This window comes from Stenotrophomonas sp. YJH_SMC_36, from assembly GCF_059369935.1.
In genome coordinates, this window is the sequence record NZ_JCAFTD010000006.1 from 271,087 (window position 1) to 295,694 (window position 24,608).

25 protein-coding genes are annotated in these 24,608 nt (G+C 65.9%); 10 read left to right on the top strand and 15 right to left on the bottom strand.

Translation table 11 applies throughout. The features are described from left to right. Positions 1–81 precede the first annotated feature (81 nt). Genes AC5P76_RS13390 through AC5P76_RS13400 form a run of 3 tightly spaced genes read left to right on the top strand, consistent with a single transcriptional unit; the run spans position 82 to position 4,162 of the window. Positions 82–1,134 carry a DUF6932 family protein gene (locus AC5P76_RS13390; RefSeq protein ID WP_253119973.1) on the top strand — a complete coding sequence of 351 codons (1,053 nt, stop codon included), beginning with the start codon at positions 82–84 and terminating at the stop codon, positions 1,132–1,134. Next, on the top strand, positions 1,134–1,958 hold the full coding sequence (locus tag AC5P76_RS13395; RefSeq protein WP_253119971.1) for a Fic family protein: 825 nt from the start codon (positions 1,134–1,136) through the stop codon (positions 1,956–1,958). The genes AC5P76_RS13390 and AC5P76_RS13395 overlap by 1 nt, the downstream gene beginning before the upstream one ends. After that, a complete protein-coding gene (locus AC5P76_RS13400; RefSeq protein ID WP_253119968.1) occupies positions 1,958–4,162 on the top strand; it encodes a peptidase domain-containing ABC transporter in 2,205 nt (734 codons plus the stop codon). Before AC5P76_RS13395 ends, AC5P76_RS13400 begins: the two co-directional genes overlap by 1 nt. A 112-nt stretch (positions 4,163–4,274) precedes the next feature. Here AC5P76_RS13400 and AC5P76_RS13405 read toward each other — a convergent pair whose 3' ends face one another. From AC5P76_RS13405 to AC5P76_RS13430, 6 genes are all read right to left on the bottom strand, one after another. After that, complete coding sequence (locus tag AC5P76_RS13405) at positions 4,275–4,832, bottom strand: hypothetical protein (RefSeq protein ID WP_253119963.1); 558 nt, start codon at positions 4,830–4,832, stop codon at positions 4,275–4,277. Between the two features lie 107 nt (positions 4,833–4,939). Further along, a complete protein-coding gene (locus tag AC5P76_RS13410; protein ID WP_080375280.1) occupies positions 4,940–6,217 on the bottom strand; it encodes an HlyD family secretion protein in 1,278 nt (425 codons plus the stop codon). Between the two features lie 48 nt (positions 6,218–6,265). Continuing rightward, on the bottom strand, positions 6,266–7,555 hold the full coding sequence (locus AC5P76_RS13415) for a retropepsin-like aspartic protease (RefSeq protein WP_253119960.1): 1,290 nt from the start codon (positions 7,553–7,555) through the stop codon (positions 6,266–6,268). A gap of 68 nt (positions 7,556–7,623) precedes the next feature. Then, positions 7,624–8,178, bottom strand: coding sequence for a hypothetical protein (locus tag AC5P76_RS13420; RefSeq protein ID WP_495222775.1), 555 nt, complete (start codon positions 8,176–8,178; stop codon positions 7,624–7,626). Between the two features lie 637 nt (positions 8,179–8,815). After that, entirely contained in the window at positions 8,816–10,135 is a 1,320-nt protein-coding gene (locus AC5P76_RS13425) for a retropepsin-like aspartic protease (protein ID WP_253119957.1), read from the bottom strand. A gap of 49 nt (positions 10,136–10,184) precedes the next feature. Continuing rightward, the gene (locus AC5P76_RS13430; protein ID WP_197601012.1) at positions 10,185–10,799 is read right to left on the bottom strand and encodes a hypothetical protein; all 615 of its coding nucleotides are present in this window, start codon (positions 10,797–10,799) and stop codon (positions 10,185–10,187) included. Positions 10,800–11,067: 268 nt separating this feature from the next. Between AC5P76_RS13430 and AC5P76_RS13435 the strand changes: the two genes are divergently transcribed. Both AC5P76_RS13435 and AC5P76_RS13440 read left to right on the top strand, forming a co-directional pair. Then, complete coding sequence (locus AC5P76_RS13435) at positions 11,068–11,754, top strand: hypothetical protein (RefSeq protein ID WP_053517858.1); 687 nt, start codon at positions 11,068–11,070, stop codon at positions 11,752–11,754. Next, positions 11,751–12,173 (top strand): hypothetical protein, encoded by a 423-nt coding sequence (locus AC5P76_RS13440; RefSeq protein WP_197572644.1) that lies wholly within the window; start codon positions 11,751–11,753, stop codon positions 12,171–12,173. The genes AC5P76_RS13435 and AC5P76_RS13440 overlap by 4 nt, the downstream gene beginning before the upstream one ends. A 54-nt stretch (positions 12,174–12,227) precedes the next feature. Here the strand turns inward: AC5P76_RS13440 and AC5P76_RS13445 are convergent, their stop codons facing one another. The 7 genes from AC5P76_RS13445 to AC5P76_RS13475 form a co-directional block, all read right to left on the bottom strand. Then, positions 12,228–14,369, bottom strand: a complete 2,142-nt coding sequence (locus AC5P76_RS13445; RefSeq protein WP_253119954.1) for a TonB-dependent siderophore receptor — start codon at positions 14,367–14,369, stop codon at positions 12,228–12,230. A gap of 102 nt (positions 14,370–14,471) precedes the next feature. Further along, positions 14,472–16,175 (bottom strand): ATP-binding protein, encoded by a 1,704-nt coding sequence (locus tag AC5P76_RS13450; protein WP_164153100.1) that lies wholly within the window; start codon positions 16,173–16,175, stop codon positions 14,472–14,474. A gap of 89 nt (positions 16,176–16,264) precedes the next feature. After that, on the bottom strand, positions 16,265–16,450 hold the full coding sequence (locus tag AC5P76_RS13455) for a hypothetical protein (protein WP_111187042.1): 186 nt from the start codon (positions 16,448–16,450) through the stop codon (positions 16,265–16,267). A 4-nt stretch (positions 16,451–16,454) separates the two neighbouring features. After that, the gene (locus AC5P76_RS13460; protein WP_053517863.1) at positions 16,455–16,694 is read right to left on the bottom strand and encodes a hypothetical protein; all 240 of its coding nucleotides are present in this window, start codon (positions 16,692–16,694) and stop codon (positions 16,455–16,457) included. A 106-nt stretch (positions 16,695–16,800) separates the two neighbouring features. Further along, positions 16,801–17,055, bottom strand: a complete 255-nt coding sequence (locus AC5P76_RS13465; protein ID WP_053517864.1) for a hypothetical protein — start codon at positions 17,053–17,055, stop codon at positions 16,801–16,803. A 129-nt stretch (positions 17,056–17,184) separates the two neighbouring features. Continuing rightward, on the bottom strand, positions 17,185–17,454 hold the full coding sequence (locus AC5P76_RS13470) for a hypothetical protein (RefSeq protein WP_053517866.1): 270 nt from the start codon (positions 17,452–17,454) through the stop codon (positions 17,185–17,187). Between the two features lie 139 nt (positions 17,455–17,593). Then, on the bottom strand, positions 17,594–18,805 hold the full coding sequence (locus AC5P76_RS13475) for an MFS transporter (RefSeq protein ID WP_053517900.1): 1,212 nt from the start codon (positions 18,803–18,805) through the stop codon (positions 17,594–17,596). Positions 18,806–19,112: 307 nt separating this feature from the next. On the opposite strand from AC5P76_RS13475, the gene AC5P76_RS13480 reads away from it, so the two are divergent. Further along, complete coding sequence (locus tag AC5P76_RS13480) at positions 19,113–19,619, top strand: GNAT family N-acetyltransferase (protein WP_253119952.1); 507 nt, start codon at positions 19,113–19,115, stop codon at positions 19,617–19,619. A 10-nt stretch (positions 19,620–19,629) separates the two neighbouring features. Here AC5P76_RS13480 and AC5P76_RS13485 read toward each other — a convergent pair whose 3' ends face one another. After that, on the bottom strand, positions 19,630–20,067 hold the full coding sequence (locus AC5P76_RS13485) for an acetyltransferase (protein WP_253119950.1): 438 nt from the start codon (positions 20,065–20,067) through the stop codon (positions 19,630–19,632). A 111-nt stretch (positions 20,068–20,178) separates the two neighbouring features. Between AC5P76_RS13485 and tadA the strand changes: the two genes are divergently transcribed. The 4 genes from tadA to AC5P76_RS13505 all read left to right on the top strand — a co-directional run bounded on the left by tadA (position 20,179) and on the right by AC5P76_RS13505 (position 23,574). Next, the gene (gene tadA / locus AC5P76_RS13490) at positions 20,179–20,703 is read left to right on the top strand and encodes a tRNA adenosine(34) deaminase TadA (protein ID WP_180877036.1); all 525 of its coding nucleotides are present in this window, start codon (positions 20,179–20,181) and stop codon (positions 20,701–20,703) included. Between the two features lie 75 nt (positions 20,704–20,778). After that, positions 20,779–21,351: an oligoribonuclease gene (orn, locus tag AC5P76_RS13495; RefSeq protein WP_053517870.1), complete on the top strand. Its 573-nt coding sequence runs from the start codon at positions 20,779–20,781 to the stop codon at positions 21,349–21,351. A 64-nt stretch (positions 21,352–21,415) separates the two neighbouring features. Further along, positions 21,416–22,288, top strand: a complete 873-nt coding sequence (locus AC5P76_RS13500; RefSeq protein ID WP_053517871.1) for an EcsC family protein — start codon at positions 21,416–21,418, stop codon at positions 22,286–22,288. A 170-nt stretch (positions 22,289–22,458) separates the two neighbouring features. Further along, positions 22,459–23,574: an alkene reductase gene (locus tag AC5P76_RS13505; protein ID WP_253119948.1), complete on the top strand. Its 1,116-nt coding sequence runs from the start codon at positions 22,459–22,461 to the stop codon at positions 23,572–23,574. A gap of 105 nt (positions 23,575–23,679) precedes the next feature. On the opposite strand, the gene AC5P76_RS13510 is transcribed toward AC5P76_RS13505, so the two are convergent. Beyond that, on the bottom strand, positions 23,680–24,579 hold the full coding sequence (locus AC5P76_RS13510) for a mechanosensitive ion channel family protein (protein ID WP_253119946.1): 900 nt from the start codon (positions 24,577–24,579) through the stop codon (positions 23,680–23,682). Positions 24,580–24,608: the final 29 nt, after the last annotated feature.

A 24,608-nucleotide genomic window follows, 5' to 3' on the forward strand; every position in this document is an offset into this window, starting at 1 on the left:
TGTATTTGCGGGGCTGCGTGCACAAGCCCGACGCGTGGATATGCTAGCGTTGATACGTTCCACCGTTGGCCTGGATGCCTGATGAACTACGCTGAATGGATTCGCGAACAGCACGCGCGCAGTGTGGCGGCCGAGCAGATCGCCGAGGCCGCGCTGGATGGGCCGGCACTGTGTGCCGGCGACAGCGAAAGCCTTGCGCCGCTGCTGCGGGGAGTGAGCCAGCTGCTGGCGGTGCCGGTGGCCGATGTGCAGATTGTCGGCTCGGCCCGCTTCGGCTTTTCGCTGCGCGATGGCGCGGCTTTCGATCCCGCGTTTTCCGATCTGGATCTGGCCATCGTCAACGCCGGGTTGTATCAGCGGTGCTCGGCGCCGACGGCGGCGTCGGCCGATGCTGCCCGCTTCCCGGAGCGTGATTTCCCCGCCGACGAGCGCATCGCAGTGCGCAAGGCATTCGATGCGCTTTCACTTTCAGTGGCCGACCGCTTCGCCTACGTCTCGGTCGCGGTGTTCCCGGACCAGGCCGCGCTGGTGCGCGCACAGGCAGGGCGCATCCGTACCTATCTGGGCGTTGCGGGCCCGGCGCCCGCTGCCCGACCGGCCGGTGCCGCGCCCGCCGGCGCCGTGGAAACCCCCTTCCAGCACATCGTGGATGCGGGCCTGCCGCAGTACCTGCTGCCCATCGCTGCCAGTACACCGGGCAATGCCTCCCCCTGGCTGGCCGACCGTGCGGCATTCGAGCGCGCGTTCGGCGGCAGCAGCCTGCGTCGGGTGCGGCTGGCGGCGCTGGGGCGCGCACTCGCCGACCTGGCGCAGGTGGTGCAGGTGCACTGCTGTCTGGTGGGCGGCAGCTTCGTGGACGTCTCCAATGCCGTGCCGAACGATCTGGACATCGTGGTGTTCTACAGTGCGCGGGCAGACGTCCGCTTCGAGCCGGGGCGTGCCCTGCAGCGGCTGACCCGCAAGTTCCTGCTTGAACACATCGACATGCGCTTCGTGCCGTGCGACGCCGAGCCGTGGCTGATGGTCAAGCTGACCTCGTACTTCACCCAGTTGTATCAATCGCGCCGGCCGGGCACGGAAGCGCGCGAACATGGCCTGGTGCTGTTGCTGCCGGGTACCGGGACGGGGCAGTGATGACCGCACGCCTCGCCACCGCGCCCACGGATGCCCCCGTCGCCACCGAACGGGGGCTGATGCCGCTGCCGCCGCCGCCGCCGTCCCCGGCGCTGGCAGAGCGGCTGCAGGCGTGCAACCTCATGCTGCCCGCGCTGCTGCCCTGCGCGCAGCCCTGCGAAACGCTGTGGTCCCATCGCGGGCATCCGCGGCTGCGGGCGGCGGTGCAGCAGCTGCGCCATCCGCTGTCGGCGCACATGCAGATGCCGGCGTTCGATCTGGCCGCGCTGGCTGCAGCGGAGGCTGCCGAGGCCGACGTCTATCGGCAGTGGCACCGCACCGTGCAGGGGCCGCTGTCGATGGCCGATGTGCAGCGCTTCGTCTCGCTCAGCACGGGCGGTGACGGCGCGCTGCGCAGCGGGCCGGTATGGATCCGCGCCCATGATGGGCGCGCGCAGCTGCCGATGGTGCCGGCCCTGCAGGGGGCCGCGCGTTGGGACGAGCTGCTGCGGCAAGGGGCCGCGCCCGATCCGGCTGAGGGCCTGCGGTCTGCGGTGCAGCTGCTGGCGCTGGCCAACAATGCGCATGCCTTTGCCGACGGCAATGGCCGGCTGGGGCGCGCGCTGTTCAATTTCTGCCTGCACCGCGCCGGGCTTCCGCAGGCCTGCTTCATCCCGCTGAAGGTGCTGACGGTGCTGTCCCGTGGCGGCTACGAAGTGCGCCTGCGCGAGGCGGAACTGTACGGTCGCTGGGAAGGGCTGTACGCCTGGCACTGCACGGCAATCGAGTTGTATGCATGGCTGGGACAGCAGCCGGCCATGCCCGACCGGAACGAGGATGTCTGATGTTCAACAAGCGCTATTGGCGGGTGCAGTCTGAAGTGAGCGAATGCGGGCTGGCATGCCTGGCGATCTGCTCGTCCATGCTGGGCGCGGATCTGGAAATGAGCGAGCTGCGGCGCAAGTACCACAACTCCCAGCGCGGTGTGGACCTGAACCAGCTGATCGCGCTGGCCAGCGCGCTGGACATGCAGTGCCGGCCGGTGCGCTGCGAGCCCAGCGATCTGCAGCATCTGGGCACGCCGGCCATCCTGCACTGGAAGCTCAATCATTTCGTGGTGCTGGAGAAGGTCTCACGCGGCCGCTACCACATCATCGACCCGGCCCATGGATCGCTGTCCTTCAGCGAAGCGGAGCTGTCCCAGGCCTTCACCGGCATCGCGGTGGAGGTCAGTTCCTCGCCCAGCTTCCGGCCGCGCAAGCAGCGTTCGCCGCTCAACATCTGGTCGATGATCCGCTTCAAGGGCGGCGTCGGCACCGCGCTGTTCCATACGCTGGTCTATACGCTGCTGCTGCAGGGCTTCGTGCTGTTGTCACCGTTCTTCATGCAGCTGGCGGTGGACGAGGGTGTGCTGCGCGGCGACCGCGGCTTCCTGATGGCGCTCGCGCTGGGGTTCGGTGCGGTGGCCGTGTTCAACAGCCTGGCCGAGGCGCTGCGCGGGATCACGCTGCAGCGGGCGTCGGCGTTGATGGGCTGGGACATGAGCCGGCGCCTGTTCCATCATCTGGTCAGCCTGCCGCTGACCTGGTTCCATCGACGCCGTCTGGCCGATGCGCTGTCGCGGATGGAGTCGATCGACCCGATCCGCCAGCTGATCGCCAACGGGCTCATCGGCGCACTGCTGGACGGTGTGCTGGCGCTGGGCATCATCGTGCTGATGTTCGTCTACTCGCCGCTGATGAGTCTGGTCGCACTGACTGCGCTGGGGCTGTACGTACTGATGCGGGTGGCCGCCATCCCGATGTCGATGAAGATGGGCATGGCCAGTCTGCAGGCGAACATCGCCGAGCGCGGGACGCGCATCGAAACGCTGCGCGCGATGCAGTCGATCAAGACCATGGGCGGCGAGTTCTCGCGCGAATCGATCTGGGCCAACAAGTACGCCGATCTGGTGCGTGCTTCGTTGAACAGCGCCAACCTGCAGATTGGCATCGGCGCGGGGCGCACCCTGCTTGATGGCCTCAGCCTGGTGGCCATCGTCTACATCGGCGCCCAGGCGGTACTGGCCAACACGCTGACAGTAGGCGCGCTGTATGCCTTCGTGGCCTACCGGCAGCAGCTGAGCAACCGGCTGACCACGCTGGTGGACCAGTGCATCGCCTGGCGCCTGACCGAGCTGCATTCGGACCGCATTGCCGATATCGCGCTCAGTCCCAGCGAAGAGGGCTTCAGCAAGGATCCTTCGGCGTCGGACAGCATGGAAGGGCACATCCAGCTGCGTTCGGTGTACTTCCAGTACTCGGCACAGGAAGCGCCGGCGCTGAAGGACATCAACCTGGCCATTGCGCCGGGCGAGTTCGTGGCCATCACCGGCCCGTCCGGCTGTGGCAAGAGCACGCTGGTGAAGGTGCTGACCGGGCTGTACCCGCCCAGCGCCGGCGAGCTGCTCTATGACGGGCTGAACATCGCCAGCTGGGGGCCGCGCGTGGTCCGTCAGCGGATGGGCGTGGTGATGCAGGATGATGAGTTGCTGACCGGTTCGATCGTGGAGAACGTGACCTTCTTCGCCGAGCGCCCGGACATCGCGCTGGTCTGGCAGTGCCTGGAGATGGCGGCAGTGAAGGAGGATGTGCAGCGCATGCCGATGCAGCTGGAAACGCTGGTGGGCGACATGGGCTCGACCCTCTCCGGCGGCCAGAAGCAGCGCCTGCTGCTGGCCCGCGCGCTGTACCGCAAGCCCAGCATCCTGGTGCTGGATGAGGCCACCGCGAACCTGGACGTGGCGCGCGAGAGCCGCATCTACCAGGCGCTGGCGCAGCTGGATATCACCCGCATCCTGATCACCCACCGCCCCGACACCATGCGCCTGGCCGACCGTCTGGTGCGCATCGACCAGGGCAGGGTGGTGGGCGATACCCGCAAGCCCACCGCAGCGGCGCCCACAGCAGCGCCGACCGTAAACCTCATTCCTGCCGTCGTTTCGCCGTCAGCAGCGGTTCCAGCAGCCAGTCCAGCAGCGAACGCTTCTCCAGAACCAGATCGGCTTTAAGGCGTGCTACAGCCAGGAATGAAACCACGCCGACGCGGGCACCCAACCAGAATTGCCGGGCGCCCAGCGCCCGACAAACGCCATCCTTCACTGCACGGTGGGGCGCATATCCCTAGCGTGCGGCGCGATAGAAGCTGAGCAGGCACTCGTCGCGGGATCCATCGGTAGTGAAGTGCAGGACAGTCCCATTGGAACGAAGCTCGTAAGCAGATTCCCTGCTCACTCGTTCAGCGGCTGCATTGTGCGGGCTCGGCGGATACATGAACTGCTCAAGCGCGTAGTTTTCCTTCAAGGACGCAGCGGGATAGCAATGACCCTGTTCCAGCTTGGCATAGAAGAAACTGATTCCCTGCATTAGGCGCGGATGGATCCGGAATTCGGTATAGGCGATCCGGTAACCGTCGCGGGTCTCGATCGGGCTTGACCTGAAAACGACGGGGTCGGCATTGCTGCTGCCCTGCTGCTTGAATTCACCTGCGCCCATGCTTCGGAAGAAATCGAAGCCCAGCGGCCAAGGGGCATCGGCAAGCTTCTGAATCACGTCTTCAAGTGAATTCTCGTTGCTGTCCCTTCCTCGGGCGCCGTCTTCAGCAGATGCCTGGAATGCGAGTGACAGGGTCAACGCCAACAGCGGCAGCAGGAGATGTTTCCGGGAGAGATTGAGGTTCATCGTTCCTGTTCCTGGAGATGGCCGCCAAGTCGCCACATGGAAGCCACCTCATCGCCAGGCCTGCGCGAAGCGTGGGCATTGCAGTTCCGCGACGGCGACCGTCAATCTCATTCCTGCCGTCGTTTGGCCGCCAGCAGCGGTTCCAGCAGCCAGTCCAGCAGCGAACGTTTCTCCAGAACCAGATCGGCTTTGAGGCGCATGCCCGGGGTCAGTGCCAGTGCCTTGCCATAGGCCTGCATCTGCTGGTCGTCCAGCGCGGCCAGCAGGCGGTACTGGCTTTCCACGGCCTGCAGGTCGGCGGGCAGTTCCTCTGGTGATGTCGGTGAGCGCGCGATCTTGACGATCCGGGCGCGGCCGACGCCGAACTTCTGGTAGGGGAAGGCGTCGTACATCAGCCGCACGTCGGTGCCGACATTGACGAAGGCGATGGCCGAGGAGGGCACCCACAGCTCGGCGAACAGCTGCGAGCCTTCCGGCATCATCACCCCGAGCGTGCGCCCGGCGGTGACCGTGGCGCCCGGCTTGGCCTGCAGCCAGGTGACCTGCCCGGCGGACTGCGCCACCAGATTGAACTGCGTGCCCAGCTTGTAGTTGATCGCCTTCTCGCGTGCGCCCAGCAGTTCGGACAGCGCGGTGGCGCGGTTGGCGTCACGCTCGGCCTTGAGGCGGCCCAGCTCGTGCCGCATCTGCTCGTGCTCCTGTTCCAGCTGGGCAATGCGCGTCTGCACTTCGGCCACCGATTGGCGCACGTTCAGTACCCGCACCTCCGCGTCGCGGTACTGCAGTTCGGATACCAGCTTGTCCGCGCGCAGGCGGCCCAGGTCGTGCACGGTCTTCTCGGCGATGGCCTGCTGTTGCTGGTACAGCGTGACGTTGTCACGCAGTACCGAAAGCTGGCGGGTGGTGCCCAGCATGCGCTCGCGGATGCCGGCCTCCTGGCTTTCCAGGGATGCTTCGGTGGCGCGTTCGCGATCGACCGACGCCTGGGTGAGGCGCTCGGCCATGCCGGACAGGGTGGCGCCGGTGCTTTCGCCGGTGTCGATCACCGAATCCACCGAGACGCTGACGATGGGGTCGCCCTGGCGGACCTTCGCGCCTTCCTCCACATGCACGTTGCTGACGATGCCCGAGCGCTGGCTGATGATCGGCAACAGGCCGCGCGAGGGGACCAGCGCACCGGATACGGTTTCCTTGCGCGGGAACGAGGTGGTCACCAGGAACAGTACCGCCAGGCCCAGCAGCGCAACCACGAAGCCGGTGGCCAGCCACATGCCGACACCCGGTGCCTGCACCGGGGAGCCGAAGCGCTGCGTGGCAGCCTCGATCGCTTCGTTGCGGAACAGCGGAATCACATCCGCCGTCTCATCCTTTCTGGCTGGTTCCATGTGGCCTGCGGTGCCGCGTCGTTGCGGAGAGTGGGATGGGTAGGGACATCATCGCGCGGTTCGGGGCGCAAGGCAGCCATGGCCACCGGCCACGTCCACGTAGTAGTCGTAATCGTCGCGCAGGCCGAAACCCACCCGCCAGGAGATCGGGAACACGTTGGCCGGCTGGTCGGAGACCTGGGTCTGCAGGGTGACCGTGCGGCCATTGAACGTGACCGGTGCGGTGGCTTCGGCATAGCGGACCGGTTGCAGGCCGTGCATCGTCCAGCGGCGTCGCTGCACCAGGCTGGCCTGTGGGTAGGTGGACAGGTTCACGCCGGAGGCTTCCAGTGCGACATCGGTGCCGGTGTCGAGCAGGACGAGCTCGTCGCGCTTGCCGATGCGCATCGGCAGGCGCAGCGAGTACTGGCCGCCCCACAGTGCAGAGGTGGTCGCCAGGGGTTGCCGGCAGGTATCGGCCGGCAGTGTCTTCAGCAGCTCCAGCTCGGTGGGCCGCAGCACCAGCGGACCCAGCCGGTACAGCAGGTCCAGGCCGATGATGTTGAACTCGATCTGGTCGGTGACCGTAAAGGCGACGTTGCTGAAGTGCAGATCGCCCAACTGCACATCGACCGGAGCGGCCAGGCCGATCGCCACGGTCTGCCCGGGCCGCGAATTGTCGGTGGCGAAGTTGTCGGTCACCGCCAGGCCCATCGCCTGTGCGGCCTTGCGGCTGATATGCGAACGGGTGGCGCCGGTGTCGATGATGAAATCGGAGTCGATGTCGCGCTGCTTTCCATCCTGGCCGCCCCGGATCTTGCCGCGGATGACAGGAACACCGGCCTTGGCCGACAGCGGCAGGCGGGTTCCGGCAGGCGGCGGTGCGGCCAGCGTGGCCGATCGCGGCCATTGGCTGAAGGACTCGAACGCGGGGACGGTGATGGCGCGTACTTCCTCGCCTGCACGCAGCGACGGCGCGACATGCTGTTGATAGAGCGCGCGGACCTTCTGCATGTCGGCGGCCCAGCCGGCGATGTCGCCTTCCAGCAGACGGTTGCCGGCACGCAGGCTCCGGCACAGGTACATGACCCCCTGGCTCTTTTCGGCCACCACGGCAGCGTCGGCGATACAGGTGTCGGCCCAGCGATTGGACTGGGCGATTTCGCCACGCGTGCGGTGGTAGCCGGCACGTGCGGCCAGCCGTGCCGTGGTATTGGATTTGCCGATCCGCTCCAGGGCCGCGCTGTTGCCCTGCATCACCGCTACGGTGATGCCATGGCTGTCTTCAGCGACCACATCGCGGGCCCCGGCGGGGGCGGCCACGCCCAGTGCGATCACTGCGGACATCAGGAATTTCATTGCCTCAGCTCCTCTGTGACACGTATCGGCCGCCCGGTCTCCCGGGCGGCCGATGTTCCGGTGCAGCGTCAGAACCCGCTGATGACCAGGTTGAACTGGCCGGTGAACGAGTTGGTGTTCGGATCGAACGTCAGGCCGATGTTGAACGACACACCGTTACCGAAGTCCTGGTTGAAGCTGGCGTTGTAGTTGCTCACATTGAAGTGATCGGTGGTCAGGCCCAAGGTGTAGGTCTGGCCTGCATACTGGAAGCTGCCGTTACCGGCCAGGCCCCAGTTGCCATTGGTCAGATTCAGGTTCTCGGTCAGGTTGAAGGTCAGGTTGTAGTCCTGCAAGACCCATGTCTGGGTCGCGCTGGCTACACCGTTGCCATCAATGCTGGCGTTGGAACTGAAGGTGGTCTCGCCACCGCCGTCGCCACCACCACCGCCGCCACCACCACCGCCACCGCCGCCATCGCCCGGATCCCACGGATCAGGCCAGTCCGGCGGATCCGGGTTGGGACCCCAGTCGTCCGGCGGGGTCACATCGACCGGCGGCAGATCGGTGGTGTCCACCTGTGCGCCACCGGAGACCAGTGCACGTTCTTCGGGGGAGAGATCACGAATTCCACTTGCAGACATCTCACAACTCCTTGTTTGTCCGATGCTGAGTACGGATGCGTCGTTGCCGCCTTCATGCGGCGCTCCGACATTTATCACACGAAGTGGACAGTGCTCTGTCAGAAAAATCTGATTCGGACAGAAGGGTGATAAACGACAAAAATGAACGCGCCCTGCGCTTGCTTTCGTTAAGCGGCCGCTTGCTGCGACACGCTAGCCCCCACCGCAGGCGCTCAGGCAGCGGTCGCGTATTTCCCCGCACTTGATGTCCGGAAGGCGATTCCGGCAGAAATCCACGCTCGCCTGGCATGATCGACGAAGATCCCTGTCCTGGATTTCGTCACAGTTGCCACCCCATTGGGATGCCGAGCCCAGGCACCCGCTACTGCTTCCGGCAGAATGACAGCTGGCATAGTGGTCCCGACACTGGTCCATGCATTGGCGTGCAGCCGTGGTTTCACGAACGCCCTGCGCCAGATAGGCGTCGCCATGGCTGCTGCAGGATGCCATTGCAACGACAGCCACGAATACGAGTAGTTTGCTCTGCACTGCAGCAGACCCCTTCAATTGATCGTATCAGGCTCTTCATCATCAGCCGGCTGATTCCATTCTGGCCTGAGTGGCTGTGCTGATGCGGAGATTCAATCAGGATGCGATATCAGTGTGCTGACTGGGTAGCCCCCAAAGACATCAGGCAGGCCTTGTTTGTGATGAAATCCAGATAGATGGAGACCTTGCGCAGGCTGCCGCCGCCCAGCACATAGCGCGTCTTGCTTGGATGGTTTCCAGTGGATGTGCTCATCTGCAATTCTGCAGAGCCGTCCAAGGTCTGCACAACGGCCTCGCGCGCGACCGATGCTCTTCGCTGCTGTCCTTGTACGCCTTGAACAACACTGTGTTGAACTGAACCTGGTGGCAGAGCCACACCGATTGGCAGGGCTTCCATCAACTCGCCACTGTTACCAGTATCCAGCATTGCTTCCTGGCGCTTGCCGTCAACAGTAATGAACAACCTTGGGACAGTCTGCGTACCGCTCAGGTCTGCCGCCGAGAACATCGGGGCGTCGCAGGCCGGAGCGGCAGATCCCTCCGCGAGCACCTGCAGGCCATCCTTGCCGATCAGGACTCGGCCGAGACGAGATAGAACATCGAGGCCAAGAAGGTTCGCAGGAATGCGTTCGCTGACTGATACCAATGGTTGCGAGATGATCAAGGGACCAAACTGGAGGGTCTGCGGCTGGGCCATCCTGCTGCGCTGTTGTGAGTCGCCCAGCACGCCGGACAGCGTGAATCCCTCCATGAGCGGGGGCGCAGTTATCGCCGCGGGATGCACTATGGTCAGTGCCGAGCCTGTGTCGACCAAGACCTCAACAGTCTTACCGTCAATCTGCAGTTGCGCCATGTTGGGATAAGCGACACGGCCGCCGTCATGATCCTGGCTGGACGCTACCGTAACCGTTCCTGTGTGCATGGCGATGCGTCCTTTGCCAGATGAATCGACTTTGGGAGCGGGCCGATCGGCCATCGCGGCGTAGTCTGGAATGCGGGTGAATACATCGACATTTCCCAATGTTTTGCCCCGCTTCTCCGCAGCGGCCCGAACGCGCTCCCGCGCCTGCATCGACAGGCGTGCCCATGCAGGCAGGTCACCCGCTACCACCTCGACCCCAGCTCGCAGTGCTCCGCAGACAGTCAGCCCGGCCAGATGCGTAGTCTGCTGCGCCATCTGGATACATTCATCTGACGCTTCGCGGGCTCCAGGAACGTCCAGCAGAACGCGGCGTTCGGCGGCCCTGGCCATCTTCTTTACGACGGTATTGGTTGCATTGACCTGCAGCTGCCGTAGTGCAGCGACATCACCTTGAGCCAGCGCTTGGCTGACCGGCGTGGGGTCGTTGAATATCTGCGTGACGCTCGTTGTCTCAGCGGCACCAGCACAGGATGAAACGAGCAGCAATGCAAGTAAAAGGGGACGCATGGGACTCCAGATGGATGCCGCGTCCGCGGACGCGGCATCCCAAGAGGGATCAAGGACTCTTGTTGTAGAGGAACTGGGCTTCGCCCTTTATGTCGTTGTCCGCTGAGTTGTAGATCAGGTTGATCTGAAAGCCGAAGCCGGCGCCGATATCCCAGTAGTAACCACCATTGACGGTGGAGGTCCAGGAACCTTCGTTCAGCTGCCACTTGAGAAGACTGCCATCGTTGCCGACGAAATCCAATGTGCCCTTGCCGTCCTTGAAGGTGCCGTCGGTGTTGAACTTCAGCTCGGTGCTGACCGTCCACTGGCCGAATTCATTGGGAATCGGGTAGGTCAACACCGCTTTGTTGAAGCCCGGCTCGCCATTCTCGCCCGGCGTGTAGGTCAGCTTGCTTTCAAAAGGCTTGACATCGATGAAGGTGAAGTCCGGCTGTCCGTCACCGTCACCACCGCCGTCGCCACCACCACCACCACCGCCGCCACCGCCGCCGCCGCCATCGCCCGGATCCCACGGATCAGGCCAGTCCGGCGGATCCGGGTTGGGACCCCAGTCGTCCGGTGGGGTCACATCGACCGGCGGCAGATCGGTGGTGTCCACCTGCGCGCCACCGGAGACCAGTGCGCGTTCTTCGGGGGAGAGATCACGAACTCCACTTGCAGACATCTCACAACTCCTTGTTTGTCCGATGCAGATTACGGATGCGTCGTTGCCGCCTTCATGCGGCCCTCGGACATTTATCACACGAAGTGGACAGTGCTCTGTCAGAAAAATCTGATTCGGACGGAAGGGTGATAGACGATAAAAATGAACGCGCATCGCACTTGCGCAACGACGATTCTTCATCTTGACGTAATGCGAATGTGCTATTTGACCTTCACGCAGTTGCTGCGCTAAACACCACACCTCACGCTCGAAGCAAGGAGTTGCACGCATGCAGGAAAATGGAATTCGCGAGCTGTCGCTGGAAGAGCTCGCACTGGTCTCTGGCGGTGCGCAGATGGACACCACCGATCTGCCGCCGGTGGATGCGTTGCCGCCGGATGACGGCGGCTGGCCGGATATCGATCCGCCAGACTGGACCGATCCGTGGGACCCGGGCGATGGCGGTGGTGGCGGCGGTGGCGGTGGCGAAGCGCCGCCGAGCGCGTATGAGCAGGTCGATGGACAGGCTGACACCGTCGCGCGTGAGGTGGAGGCACTGATCAAGGCCGATCCGGGTTATCAGAGCCAGGAGCTGGGCACGGTGATCTACCGCGACGCAGTGACCGGTGAAATCAAGACCAGCCCACTGGCGCGCGGTGATGCCAGCAACCCCGGGGCCATCAGCTATCCGCTGCTGGAGTGGGGCATCTCGCCGGGCCAGGTGGTGGGCATCATCCATTCCCATCCGGCCGGGGTCTTCCCGTCGGAGACGCATGAGGTCAACAAGTACCCGTCCGACAACCGCACCGTTGGCGGCGTGGCCTATGAGGGCGGGGACTGGGGTGTGGCCGATCTGCTGCGCGACAACGGCATGAATGCCGAAGAGTTCCGCTACTACATCATCGGGCCCGACGGTGTGACCCGTGAGTATGATTTCAACGACCGCGATGCGGAAACGCTGGGTACGACGCTATGAAGATAGAGGCCGCATGGGCGGTGGCCGTTCTGGCCGTGGGCGCAGCAGCCTGTGCGCCGGTGGCGCGTGCCGATTCGCCAGGGCTGGCGGTGCTGCGCAGCGAAGATGGACTGCCTGCGGACCGCTACACCTCGCAGCACCAGATGAGTTGTGGCAGCCGCGTGTTCGAGCTCGTGGTGGAATCACCGGGTCCGGTCAGGTTGACTGGCCTGAAGGTGGATGGCGTCGCGGTTCCTGCCGCGCAGCTGCAGGCCATCAATGCACAGGTACCGGAGCGCTCCTGGTTCCAGGGCATCGCCTCGTCCTGCACGTCGGCCCGCCAGTCGCTGACCCTTCAGCTGTCATCGCCGCAGGGGGCGGTGACCATCCCGCTTTCGTTCAAGGATGGCGTGCTGGTGCCGGCGGCACCCGCCCGGTAACGCAGGTGCTGCAGGCTGCCGGCCCCTGCGCGGGGCCGGCAGCGCGATCGCCCGTCAGAAGCGGTAGGCCGCCTGCACGTACACCCGGCGCGGTTCCCCGGGGAAGTGCCCGTTGCGCGCGATGAAGCCACTGGCCGCATACACCTTGTCGAACAGGTTCTTGACGTTGGCCTGGAACTGCCACTGCTTCCACGTGGTCTTCCAGCTCATGTCGAACACGGTGTAGGCCTTCACGCTCTGCCCGTCCAGGCTGATGCGCTCGCCGACATGGTCGGCACCGAAACCAATGGCCGAGTTCAGCGCAGGCAGGTCGTAACGCGTCCACAGGCCGAGCGTGTTGCGCGGTGCATTGGCGAAGCGGTCTCCGGAGGCGTTGGTGATGCCGTTCGGGCCCGCATCCTTCACCCGTGCGTCGTTGTACGCGTAGGTGAGGTTCACCACCCAGCGATCGGTCACATCGGCCAGCAGATCGAGTTCCATGCCGGTGCTGCGCACCAGGCCCAGCGCGGCGAGCTGGTTCACGCCTGCGGTCACTTCGCCGGTGGCCTGCACGATGTTGCTGCGGTCGATGCGGTAGGCCGCCATGTTCAGGGTCACACGCTCGGCCAGCAGCGACTTCATGCCTATCTCCCACTGTTTGCTGCGTTCAGCGTCGAACGGGCCGCCGGCAGCACGGTCCTGGTTGGCCGCGCTCTGTGGCACGAATCCGCTGGCCACGTTCGCGTACAGGTTCAGCCCCTCGCGCACAGTGAAAGTGCTGCCCAGCCGCCAGCTGAGGTCGTGCCCATCCACGCTGCTGCCGCCGAGGCGATCCTCGTCCTTGAAGCCATCCCAGCGCAGGCCGGCCAGCACATGCCAGCGCGTGCCCAGCGCAAGTTCGTCCTGCAGGTAGCCGCCGTAGCGGGTGCTGCGCGTGGAGGTGCTGCGCCAGGGCAGGGTAGTCAGAGCGTAGTCGTGCCAGGTGCTGGCGCCATACACTGGATTGAACAGGTCGATGCCACGCACCGGCCCCGCACCGCGCGCGAGGTCGGCACTGTTGGCGGTCTGCGCGGTGAAGTCGGCATCGAGCTGGTACACGTCAGCGCCGAACAGCACTTTATGCTCGATGCGGCCGGTACTGACCCGCCACACGGCATTGCCGTTGACAGTAAACGCCTCGTTGTCGCGGATCTGGTTGCGCAGCTGGCGCGTCATCCACTCGGCCACGCCATCGCGATCGCGGTCGATCAGCCCCATCGGCTCGTGATACATCTGGTGCTCGTTGTTGGTGAACCATCGCGCGGCGAAATCCACATCCACATTCGAGGCCGGCGCGAAGCGATACTGCGCCAGGGCGACCTTCGCGCGCATGTCGAGGAAGTCGCTGGCCTCGTTGTGGTTCCAGCGGCGATCGGTCAGGAACGTACCTGCGTCATTCACCGGTACACCCCGCAGGCGGTGGCCGCCCAGGTTCTGGGTGATGTCGGTGAACTGCAGGGTCAGCTCGCCGGTATCGCCCACATCGAAGGCCAACGATGCATCGCCGATCACGCTTTCGCTGTCGGTGTTCCAGCGCACACCCTGCTCGGTGTCGCCGTACAGACCGGCGCGGTAGCGCACGCGGCCGGCCGCATCCAGGGGGCCGGTGGCCTCGACCGAGCCGGCGCGGAAATCCTCGTTGCCCAGCTGGACTTCGATGCGGCGCTCAGCCGTGGCCCGGGGTTTGCGGGTCACATAATTGATGACGCCGCCGGCATCACCACCGCCATACAGTGCGCCGGCCGGACCCTTCAGCACCTCCACCCGCTCGATGTTGAACAGCTGGGGCACCGCGAAGCCCGCATACGGGTCGCCGCGCAGGCCGTCATAGAGCACGTTTTCCTGCCGGAAGCCACGCAGGGTCACGCCCGCATAGCTGAAGAAGCTGATGCCGCTGATGCTGCGGTACAGGTCGGTCACCTGGCGCGCAGCCTGGTCGTCGATCAACTCGCGCGGCACCACCTGCACCGATTGCGGCACCAGCTCCAGCGGGGTATCGGTGCGGGTGCCAACCGCGGCGTCGTCAACCCGGTACAGCGTCTGAGCACGGCCACGCACTTCGACCTTGTCGAGCTGGGTGGTCGCGGTGGTGGGTGGGGCGGCGGCCTGTGCCAGGGGCGCCAAGGGCAGGGCGAGGGCCGCGCACAGCGCGCGGCGGCGGAGCGGGAACAGGGTCATGGGAGGGGATTGGCAACCGCAAATGAGAAAGATTAGCATTTGCAGTGATGCTGTGCCTATTCCCTGATGGCGCGATGGACATCTGGGCACGTGCGGAGGACGTTACGCCCGTATCGTCGCAACCTCCCTCCGGCCCGCGGCCTCGGTCATCACGACGGCGAGCTGCTTGAGCGAGTAGGGCTTGCGCAGCAGGGTGAAGCCGTGGCCGGGGTCGCGTGCCAGCAACTCGCTGTAGCCGCTGGTCAGGATGATGGGCAGATCCGGAAAGCGATCGCGCACGTGCCGGGCCAGTTCCAGGCCGTTGGTGCCGGGCATCACCACGTCGCTGAACATCACATGGAACCGCGTGGCGTCCTGTTCCAGTTCGGCAAGTGCCTCATTGGCGTTGCGGGCCAGTACCACCTCGTAGTCGAGTTCGCGCAGGGCTCCGACCGCGAACTCGGCCACATCCACGTTGTCCTCCACCACCAGCACGCACAGCCCGTGCCCGTGCAGCAGGCCCGGCTGTGCCGCCGGCCGCGCCACCGTCTCGCTGGAACGGGTGAGCGGCAGATACAGCGTGAACCGGGTACCGACGCCAGCCTCGCTCTTGACGTCCACCTCGCCTTCGGACTGCTTGACGAAACCGAATACCTGGCTGAGGCCCAGGCCGGTGCCGGCACCAATACCTTTGGTGGTGAAGAAGGGTTCGAAGATGCGATCCACCACGCCAGGGTCGATGCCAGTGCCCGTATCGGTCACGCTGATGGCGGCGAAGTCACCTTTCAGCGGTGCCGCGAAGCGGACCGAAGGCACCGCGGTAACCTGCTCGACGTCGATGGTGACCGTGCCGTGGCCGTCGATCGCATCGCGCGCATTGACGGCGATGTTGATCAGCGCGGTGTCCAGCTGGGTGCGGTCCAGCAGCACCGGCAGCGGGCGATCAGGCAGGTTGACCGACACCTGGATGCGTGCCCCCAGTACCGTGGTGATGATGTCCGACAGGGCCTGCACGCTCTCGCACAGGTCGAAGACCTCCGGTGACAGGCTCTGCCGGCGCGAGAAGGCCAGCAGCTGCGCTGTCAGCCGTGTGGCCCGGTCCGACGCATTGCCGATTGCCTGCACGTAGCGGCGTCGCGGATCTTCCGCCGGCCAGGTATGCAGCAGCATGTCCACCGAGCCGGTGATGACCTGCAGCAGGTTGTTGAAGTCGTGCGCGACGCCTCCGGTGAGCTGGCCGATGGCTTCCAGCTTCTGCGACTGCCTGAGCTGCTCACGGGCCCGCACCAGTTCCAGGTGCGCCTCGCGCGCCTGTTCGGTGATCGCGGCCACTTGGCGGCTGTGCAGGTCGCGCTCGATCACGCGTTCGGTCTGCTCGCTGACCACGCAGATGATCCCGGCGACGGCACCGCTGGCATCGCGCAGAGGCGAATAGGAGAAGGTCCAGAAGGTCTCGCGCAGCGTGCCGTCGCGGTCCATCATCAGCGGCAGGTTCTTGAAGCTGCGGCTGCGGCCCGCGAACGCCGCATCGATGGCATGCTCCACATCGGCCCAGACGTCAGACCACACCACGTCCAGGCGGTTGCCCATGGCGCCGTGCAGCTTGTCACCCAGCATCGGCAGGTAGGCATCGTTGAAGAAGAATGCCTTTTCGCTCAGGCCCCAGGCGATCCACAGAGGTTCCGGAGAGTCGAGGATCATCGCAAGCAGCGTGCGCAGCTCGCAGGGCGCCTGTGCCGCCGCCGGCGAGCGTGCCCAGTCGCTGTCCTGCAGCAGGCGATAGGCAAGCTGGTCGGGTGCGGAGACGGGAAGGGGGAAAGGATGCATGGCCGTCGGCGCGGGAAGGTGCGGCAGCATAGCCGAACCGATGTCAGCAGGGCCTGCACATCGCCAATGGGTCGGGGCAACCGCAGCGGCTAGCCTGGCTCCTGGCCTGGTTGCCCGGCCAGGGCGTGCCGGCCTGCCGGCGTCAGGTCGATGTCCGCATCCTCGGCCTGCACCGCAAAGCCCGCATTCACTGCCCAGGTCGCAGCGTCACCGCGCACCGGCTGCGCGTCGGCGATGTCCTGCAGGATCCTGATCTGCGCTGCGGTCAGCTCCATCGCCTCATACCCCCAGCAGCGACGGGAGCTGCCACTCCGAAACACGCGCATGGCTGATCGGCTGGTGGCAGCCGCAACGCTCGCAGCGGAACAGGGCACCGCCTGGCAGCTGCAGCAATGTGTCCTCACTGGCGGAGGTGGTCTCCGCGCAATGGTGGCAGGTGACGGTGAGCGCGGTGATGCGTTCAACGCCACCGGACAGGTTGAAGACGGCTTCGAAAGCGCGGATGACAGGGTGGGACATAACCGCTCGCGAGTAGTACACGTCCGCATCCTCGCCTGCCACCCGTGACGGCGCAGTCAGCTGTGTGCATCGGCCGCATCAAGACACCCCGCCGTCAGAGCTTTCTTCAAAGCTCCTTCTTCTTGCCGCTCAGATCCAGTGGCTTGTCATCGCCCTTGCGCTCGCTGGACCAGACTTCAAGACTCTTGTTGCAGCGGCTTTCGCGTGCGGCGACCTGCGGCGGCAGGTCCTTCAGGTGCGGTGATTCCTGGCAGCCCGAATGCATGGCCGTGTCGTCATAGGTGGCGCAGGCAGCGAGCGAGGCAAGCATGACGGCATAGACCGAGGCGCGGAGCGCGGCGGGGGCGAAGCAGGTAGGCATGGACGGCATCCTGGGAAAGTGGGGGTGCCCTGATTCAATAATGTGACCCCGTGCCGACGCAATCGGTCTGCCTGCACTTGTTATTCAGTAACAAGTGTGGCGATACTCTGCGGTTGTGGCATCTGCGGGCTACGCGACGCAGATCATGAACAGTGCGGACAGCGCCAGCATCAGCATGAAGACCCGCCGGCTCAGGGCCAGGCAGGCCAGGCAGGCGGCCAGGGCCCAGGCCGCCAGCAGGACGCAGGTGAGCAGCCACAGTCCGGTGGTCATCAGTGACCCTGCAGCAATGGCTGACAGGGCGGACGCCTTGAACAGCGCGATACCCAGCACACTGCCCAGCACGCCGGCCTGCAGGGCGACCGCGTCATGGTGGGCAGGGGCACGGCGGGGAGGCATTGCGGTCCGGACGATCGACCAGGGGGTGTTGATCGAAGTCTGCCCGAACGGATATCCACGCCATGTGTAGTACCGTCGGCGGCCGCCGCAGGCCTGCCTGCCGCGTGCGGCGCCGCGGGACGGCCGGAGGACAGCAGTGTCAGTGACTGCGGGCGACCGTGCGTGCGCGGTTCTTTTCCAGCATCACCGCTACGCACCACAGCAGCAGGCCACCGAAGGCCGTGGCTGCGCCGACATAGCCGGTGGTGGCGGGACTGAAGCCGGCGCTGATGGCCATGCCACCCAGCCACGGCCCCAGCGCGTTGGCGGTGTTGAACGCGGCATGGTTGGAGGCCGCAGCCAGCGTCTGCGCTTCTCCCGCCACATCCATCAGGCGGGTCTGCAGCACGGCGGCGAGCGCACCCATGGTGCCCACGGTGATGATCATCGGGCCGATGGTCCACACCGACTGCGCAGCCAGCGGATACAGCAGCAGCATTACGATCGACCACGCCAGTACCAGCGCGGCGGCCTTGAAGTGGAATCTGTCCACCAGCCAGCCGCCGGCGATGTTGCCGATGATGGCGCCGATGCCGAACACACCCACGGCGAGCGGCATCCACGATTCGGCAACCCCGGTCACCTGCACCAGGGTCGGCGCAAGATAGGTGAACACACAGAACATGCCGGCGAATCCGACCGCACCGATGGCCAGTGCCAGCCATACCTGCGTGGTGTTGAAGGCGCGCAGCTCGCGCATCGGCGAGGTGCGCACCTCCTCCGGGTCGGGCAGCAGGAAGCGCGCGATCATCGCAACGGTGGCAATGGCCAGCAGGGTGACCAGCGCAAACGCCGTACGCCAGCTCAGTTGCTGGCCCAGCCAGGTGGTGAGCGGGTTGCCGATCAGGATGGCGATGGACAGGCCGAGCAGCACGCGCGACATCGCCTGGCCGCGCTGGCCGGCCGGGCTGATCGCCGCCGCTACCAGCATCGCCACGCCAAAGTAAGCGCCATGCGGAAGGCCCGCGACGAAGCGCGCGATGAGCATGGTGGCGTAGTTCGGTGCCAGCGCGCTGGCCAGATTGCCGACTGCATAGAAGCCCATCAGCGCCAGCAGCAGGCGACGGCGCGGGAAGCTGGCGCCGACGAACGCCAGGACCGGTGCACCGACCACCACGCCGATGGCGTAGGCGCTGATGAGATGGCCGACCTGTGTTTCGGTGATCGACAGGCCACGACTGATTTCCAGCATCAGGCCCATGCTGGCGAACTCGCTGGTACCGATGGCAAAGCCGCCGAGCGACAGGGCGAGGATGATCAGGGTGCGCTGGCGGGGCGTCAGCTGCGCGGCCAGGGAGGAATTGGGGCTCATGCGGGGGCGCAGGGGGCGGGGGAGCAGGCTATTGTACTGCTGCACCGCAACAGGGGTCATCGCCGGCTGCCAAGAATCAGCGTCCGGCCAGTGGTAGTGCTGCGCACCGCATGTTGACGGGATCTCCATTTCCATGAACATCTCCATAGCGGAGCAGAGCACCGTGCGGGTGCCTGCCCAGGCAGCTGCATCGCTGTCTTCCGCGAGACCTCCGCGGTTGGACAATCGCGGATGCACGGTTGTTACACCCTTCGTTCCCTGTCGCGGCGGTCTCCGGGCCGGTGCGTGGCCTAGCTCAAGGTGCTCCATGACACTTTCCATCCGTACTGAAACGCCGGCCGACATCGCCGGCATCCATGCCCTGACCACCGCCGCTTTCGCCACGGCCGGACACAGCAGTCACACCGAGCAGTACATCGTTGATGCGCTGCGCGAGCGCGGCGAGCTGAGCATCTCGCTGGTGGCCGACGCGGCCGGAGAAGTCATCGGCCACGTCGCTGTTTCGCCGGTGTCCGTCAGCGACGGCAGCAGCGGCTGGTACGGCCTGGGCCCGATCTCGGTGCTGCCGGAGCGACAGGGGCAGGGCATCGGTGCCGCATTGATGCGCGCGGCCATCGAGGCCCTTCGCCAGCAGCACGCGCGAGGCTGCGTGTTGCTGGGCGAGCCGGAGTACTACGGTCGTTTCGGCTTCCGCGCCGAGCCGGGGCTGGTGCTGCCGGGCGTTCCTGCCGAGTACTTCCAGGCGCTGTGCCTGCAGCCGCCACTGGCGCAGGGAGAGGTGCGCTACTCCCGGGCGTTCGAAGCGACCCACTGATCGCGGGCGTTCAGCCCGCGTGCCGAAGATGGATCAGCGGATACGGACGGCCCTGTGAATCCAGCGCTGAGCGGCCGGTCTCGATGAAGCCCATGCGCAGGTAGAACCCCACTGCCTGCGCATTCTGCGCATTGACGTCGGTGCTCAGCTGCGGATGCACGGCCAGTGCGTGCTGCAGCAGCTGACGGCCGATGCCGGTGCCGCGCACGTCCGGGTCGATGAACAAGGCTTCCAGATGCGTCCCGTCGATCAACATGAAGCCCAGGGGACGATCATCTGCATCCACGGCCACGGTGGTCGGCGCCTGGGGCAGGAAACCAGCCACTTCAGCATCGATGGCCAGGCGGTCTTCAGGGCTGAGGAAGTCGTGGGTGGCGTCGACGGCGCGGCGCCACAGGTCGACGAGTGCGGCACCGTCATCGGCGCGCGAGGGGCGCAGGGTGGTCATGGGCGGGAACGTGAAGCGGGCAGGCAGCACAGTATGACGTCATTCTGGCATCCGCTGCGCAGCCCGGCGTTACACTGTGCGCCTGAGCTCTGCCGCCTCACGGAAACTGCCATGACCGACGCTCCGGGTGTACCGGTGCACGACGCCGACGAACAGTGGATGCGCCATGCGTTGGCGCTGGCCGAGCGCGCGCAGCGCGAGTTCGACGAGATCCCGGTCGGTGCGGTGCTGGTCGGTGCCGACGGCCAACTGCTGGGTGAGGGCTGGAACCTCAATATCGCTTCGCACGATCCCAGCGCGCACGCCGAGATCGTTGCGATGCGTGCCGGCGGCAAGGCGCTGGCCAACCATCGACTGTTGGGCAGCACGCTGTACGTGACGCTGGAGCCCTGCGCGATGTGCGCGATGGCGATCGTGCATGCGCGCGTGTCGCGGCTGGTCTACGGTGCCAGCGACCCGAAGACCGGTGCCTGTGGCAGCGTGTTCGACCTGCTGGGCGACGCGCGCCACAACCACCGCGTGGAGATCCACGGCGGGGTGCTGGCCAAGGAGGCGAGCACGCGGCTGACCAACTACTTCCGCGCCAAGCGCGGCAAGCCGCCCCTGTTGCTGGAACGCCCGGCGGACGAGGGATGAGCAGCGAAAGGGTATGATGGGCGCCCCTTTCCTTTCCCGGCGGCCCGCGGGCCAGCCCTGCAGCGAGACGACACGATGGTGGAGAACGGCGCGGCCAACGAGCGATTGATCTGGATCGACCTGGAAATGACCGGGTTGGATACCGACAACGATTCGATCATCGAGATCGCCACCGTAGTGACCGATGCCCAGCTCAACGTGCTGGCCGAAGGACCGGAATTCGCCATCCATCATCCGCTGGAGACGCTGGAGGCGATGGACGAGTGGAACCGCAACCAGCATCGTCGTTCCGGCCTGTGGCAGCGCGTTCTGGACAGCAGCGTGACCCTTGCCCAGGCCGAGGCGCAGACGGTGAATTTCCTGGCGGAGTGGATTCCGGCTGGCCTGTCGCCGATGTGCGGCAATTCGATCTGCCAGGATCGCCGCTTCCTGCACCGCCAGATGCCGCGCCTGGAGAAGTACTTCCACTACCGCAACCTGGATGTGTCCACGGTGAAGGAACTGGCCAGGCGCTGGGCGCCGGGCGTGGCCGCCGGCGTCGGCAAGAACAGCAGCCACACCGCACTCAGCGACGTGCATGATTCGATCAACGAGCTGCGCCACTACCGCCGGTTCATGGGCGCGCTTTCGGGGTTGCCGACTGCCTGAACGACGACGCCGGGCATGGCCCGGCGCTACCCATCGTTCAACCGCGTGGCGCTACTATCGGCCCATGAACGAGCCGATCCTGCTGCCGCGCGATATCGCCCACGACGCCCGCGACTGGTCCGACCTGCAACGGGCGGTGGCACTGCTGGAGGCGCCGACCCTGACCGCGCGCATGGCCAACCTGGTCGGCACGCCGCTGGAGTTCGCAGTGAAGGCCCTGCCGACGTCGGTGTCCAGCCGCATCCACGGCGCGGTGCAGGCGGCGCTGTCGAAATCCGCGCAGGCGGCGCTGTGGAGCATGGACAATTCACCCGGCAAGGGCGCATCCACCCGCTGGCACAAGGTGGCTGCCGCAACGTCCGGCGCGGTCGGCGGTGCCTTCGGTTTTGCCGCGTTGTTCATCGAACTGCCGGTGTCGACCACCATCATGATGCGCGCCGTGGCCGATGTGGCGCGCAGCGAAGGCTTCGACCTGTCCGAGTTCAGCACACGCCAGGCCTGTCTGGAAGTGTTCGCGCTGGGCGGCAATTCGCCGCGCGACGACGCCAGCGAGACGGGCTACTACCTGGCCCGCGGCTTCACCACCGATGTGATGCGCCACCTGTCGGCCGAGCTGGCCGGCCGCGTGGTGACCGGCCGCGACCTCACCCTGGGCGTGGCCCCGAAGGAGGCCGGCAAGCTGTTGGCCAAGCTGGTGGAGAAGGTCGCCGCGCGTTTCGGTGTGGTGGTGACCGAGAAGTTCGCCGCGCAGGCGGTCCCCATCGTGGGTGCTGCCGCCGGCGCCACGCTCAACACCATGTTCACCGACTACTACCAGGACATGGCACGCGGGCATTTCATCGTGCGCCGGCTGGAGCGCAAGTACGGTGAGGATGTAGTGCGCACCTGCTATGACCGCGTGGCGCATGGCGGCGCCCTGATCGAGCCGACGCTGTAACCGGTGTCGGGGTCAGATCCCTCTGCCGTGCAAAGGGATCTGACCCCGGGCGAGACCTCGGGCGAGCCTATCATTGCCTCGGCGGAACAACTGTTTTGCCAGTCCGTACCTGTTGCCCGGCGGGCGCCATCCCCATTCTTTGCGGCACTCCCCCGCAAGAGATGGCCGACATGCTGTTCACTCCCCACCGCCTGGGCGCACTGACTCTGCCCAACCGCATCGTGATGCCGCCGATGACCCGTTCGCGTGCGGCCCACGGTAATGTTGCCACCGCCGAAATGGCGGCGTACTACGCGCAACGTGCCGGCGCCGGCCTGATCATCAGCGAAGGCACCCAGATCAGCCCGCAGGGCCAGGGTTATGCCTGGACCCCGGGCATCCACAGTCCGCAACAGGTACAGGGGTGGCGCCAGGTCACCGATGCGGTACACGCGGCGGGCGGACGCATCTATGCGCAGCTGTGGCACGTGGGCCGCGTTTCGCATATTGCCCTGCAGCCGAACGGTGAGGCGCCGGTGTCGTCGTCGGCACTGCTGGCCGAAGGCGTGAAGGTGTTCGTTGATCCGACCGGTGCCGGCCCGGAGGCAGGCGTCGGCGAGATGATCCAGCACTCGATGCCGCGCGCCCTGCGCGAGGACGAGATTCCTGGCATCGTCGAGGACTACGCGCAGGCGGCACGCAATGCACTGGCGGCGGGCTTCGATGGGGTCGAGCTGCATGGGGCCAATGGCTATCTCATCAACCAGTTCATCGATTCGCAGGCCAACCAGCGCACCGATGGCTACGGTGGCGCGCTGCAGAACCGGCTGCGCTTCCTGCGCGAGGTGACGCGGGCGGTGGTCGAGGTGGCGGGCGGCGACCGGGTGGGGGTGCGCCTGGCGCCGCTGACCACGCTGCAGGGGGCGGTGGACGATACGCCGCAGGCCACCTATCTGGCTGCCGCGCATCTGCTGGGCGGGCTGGGTGTGGGCTACCTGCACATCGCCGAAGCCGACTGGGACGACGCACCACCGATGCCGCTGGCATTCAAGCAGGCGCTGCGCATGGTCTATCCGGGAACACTGATCTACGCCGGCAAGTACACCGCCGAGCGCGCCGAGCAGGCACTGGCCGAAGGCTGGGCTGACCTGATCGGCTTCGGCCGGCCGTTCATCGCCAACCCGGACCTGCCGGAGCGGCTGCGCCAAGGTTCGGAACTGAACCTGCCGGACCGCGCGACGTTCTTCGGAGGCGGGGCGGTGGGCTTCACCGATTACCCGACGCTGGAAAAGAGCGTCGCTGCCTGATTCCGCATCCGCCGGGCATGGCCCGGCGTTACCCGTGCCGGCCGGTTGAGCAGGTAGCGCCGGGCCATGCCCGGCGAGCGCGCAGCGCGGGATGAGGCGCGGCGGTCAGGGCGTGTCGCGCACCAGCGCGTCGGCCTCGACCACGCCACCGTCCTTGCCGTGCAGGTACAGATGCATGTCCTGCTGCGGGTAAGGAATGTTGATACCAGCCTTGTCGTAGCCCAGCTTGATCTGCTCGAGCAGCGTCACCTTCGTGCCGAACCAGTCGGCCGACTTCACATAGCAGCGGATGCCCAGATTGATCGCGTGCGCGCCCAGCTCGTAGACCACCACGTCCGGCACCGGCGTCTGAAGTACGCGCGGGTCGGCCTTCATCAGCGCGAGGGCGGTATCGCGCGCCAGCTGGATGTCGTCGTCGTAGCCGATGCCGACCACCAACTCGACGCGACGGGTCGGTTCGGCCGTGAGGTTGATGATCGGCGCCGCGGTGATCAGGGTGTTCGGAATGGTGGTGTGCTGGTTGTCAGCGCCGGTGATGACGGTCTGGAAAATGCGCACTTCGCGTACCGTGCCGGTCTGGCCGGCGACCGTCACCACATCGCCCACGCGGAACGGGCGCAGGGTCACCAGCATCACGCCTGAAGCGATGTTGGACAGCGAATCCTTCAGCGCCAGGCCGACGGCCAGGCCTGCGGTACCGAGCACGGCCAGCAGCGGGGTGATCTGCACGCCCAGCGTGCCGATGGCCAGCACCACCACGATCACCAGCGATGCGGCGTAGACCACGTTGCGCAGGAAACTGCCCAGCATCGGGTCCACGCCCATGCGCGCGGTCGCGCGCGGCATCGCGTTGGACAGGCGGCGTGCCACCCACAGGCCGACCAGCAGCACCACGATGGCGGCCAGCAGTGGCACGCCATAGGTTTCCAGCAGGCGTTCCCAGTTGAGCGAGTGGAACCAGGGCGTTGCTGCGGGGGATGAGGCGGGTGGGGTAGTAGCAATCATGCGGGCTCCTTGTCGAACCGGGCGCGGCG

Bases quoted from the DNA above. Each gene is read 5' to 3' on its own strand.
- AC5P76_RS13390 (WP_253119973.1), top strand. From the start codon at position 82: ATGAACTACGCTGAATGGATTCGCGAACAGCACGCGCGCAGTGTGGCG.
- AC5P76_RS13395 (WP_253119971.1), top strand. From the start codon at position 1,134: ATGACCGCACGCCTCGCCACCGCGCCCACGGATGCCCCCGTCGCCACC.
- AC5P76_RS13400 (WP_253119968.1), top strand. From the start codon at position 1,958: ATGTTCAACAAGCGCTATTGGCGGGTGCAGTCTGAAGTGAGCGAATGC.
- AC5P76_RS13405 (WP_253119963.1), bottom strand. From the start codon at position 4,832: ATGAACCTCAATCTCTCCCGGAAACATCTCCTGCTGCCGCTGTTGGCG.
- AC5P76_RS13410 (WP_080375280.1), bottom strand. From the start codon at position 6,217: ATGGAACCAGCCAGAAAGGATGAGACGGCGGATGTGATTCCGCTGTTC.
- AC5P76_RS13415 (WP_253119960.1), bottom strand. From the start codon at position 7,555: ATGAAATTCCTGATGTCCGCAGTGATCGCACTGGGCGTGGCCGCCCCC.
- AC5P76_RS13420 (WP_495222775.1), bottom strand. From the start codon at position 8,178: ATGTCTGCAAGTGGAATTCGTGATCTCTCCCCCGAAGAACGTGCACTG.
- AC5P76_RS13425 (WP_253119957.1), bottom strand. From the start codon at position 10,135: ATGCGTCCCCTTTTACTTGCATTGCTGCTCGTTTCATCCTGTGCTGGT.
- AC5P76_RS13430 (WP_197601012.1), bottom strand. From the start codon at position 10,799: ATGTCTGCAAGTGGAGTTCGTGATCTCTCCCCCGAAGAACGCGCACTG.
- AC5P76_RS13435 (WP_053517858.1), top strand. From the start codon at position 11,068: ATGCAGGAAAATGGAATTCGCGAGCTGTCGCTGGAAGAGCTCGCACTG.
- AC5P76_RS13440 (WP_197572644.1), top strand. From the start codon at position 11,751: ATGAAGATAGAGGCCGCATGGGCGGTGGCCGTTCTGGCCGTGGGCGCA.
- AC5P76_RS13445 (WP_253119954.1), bottom strand. From the start codon at position 14,369: ATGACCCTGTTCCCGCTCCGCCGCCGCGCGCTGTGCGCGGCCCTCGCC.
- AC5P76_RS13450 (WP_164153100.1), bottom strand. From the start codon at position 16,175: ATGCATCCTTTCCCCCTTCCCGTCTCCGCACCCGACCAGCTTGCCTAT.
- AC5P76_RS13455 (WP_111187042.1), bottom strand. From the start codon at position 16,450: ATGGAGCTGACCGCAGCGCAGATCAGGATCCTGCAGGACATCGCCGAC.
- AC5P76_RS13460 (WP_053517863.1), bottom strand. From the start codon at position 16,694: ATGTCCCACCCTGTCATCCGCGCTTTCGAAGCCGTCTTCAACCTGTCC.
- AC5P76_RS13465 (WP_053517864.1), bottom strand. From the start codon at position 17,055: ATGCCTACCTGCTTCGCCCCCGCCGCGCTCCGCGCCTCGGTCTATGCC.
- AC5P76_RS13470 (WP_053517866.1), bottom strand. From the start codon at position 17,454: ATGCCTCCCCGCCGTGCCCCTGCCCACCATGACGCGGTCGCCCTGCAG.
- AC5P76_RS13475 (WP_053517900.1), bottom strand. From the start codon at position 18,805: ATGAGCCCCAATTCCTCCCTGGCCGCGCAGCTGACGCCCCGCCAGCGC.
- AC5P76_RS13480 (WP_253119952.1), top strand. From the start codon at position 19,113: ATGACACTTTCCATCCGTACTGAAACGCCGGCCGACATCGCCGGCATC.
- AC5P76_RS13485 (WP_253119950.1), bottom strand. From the start codon at position 20,067: ATGACCACCCTGCGCCCCTCGCGCGCCGATGACGGTGCCGCACTCGTC.
- tadA (WP_180877036.1), top strand. From the start codon at position 20,179: ATGACCGACGCTCCGGGTGTACCGGTGCACGACGCCGACGAACAGTGG.
- orn (WP_053517870.1), top strand. From the start codon at position 20,779: ATGGTGGAGAACGGCGCGGCCAACGAGCGATTGATCTGGATCGACCTG.
- AC5P76_RS13500 (WP_053517871.1), top strand. From the start codon at position 21,416: ATGAACGAGCCGATCCTGCTGCCGCGCGATATCGCCCACGACGCCCGC.
- AC5P76_RS13505 (WP_253119948.1), top strand. From the start codon at position 22,459: ATGCTGTTCACTCCCCACCGCCTGGGCGCACTGACTCTGCCCAACCGC.
- AC5P76_RS13510 (WP_253119946.1), bottom strand. From the start codon at position 24,579: ATGATTGCTACTACCCCACCCGCCTCATCCCCCGCAGCAACGCCCTGG.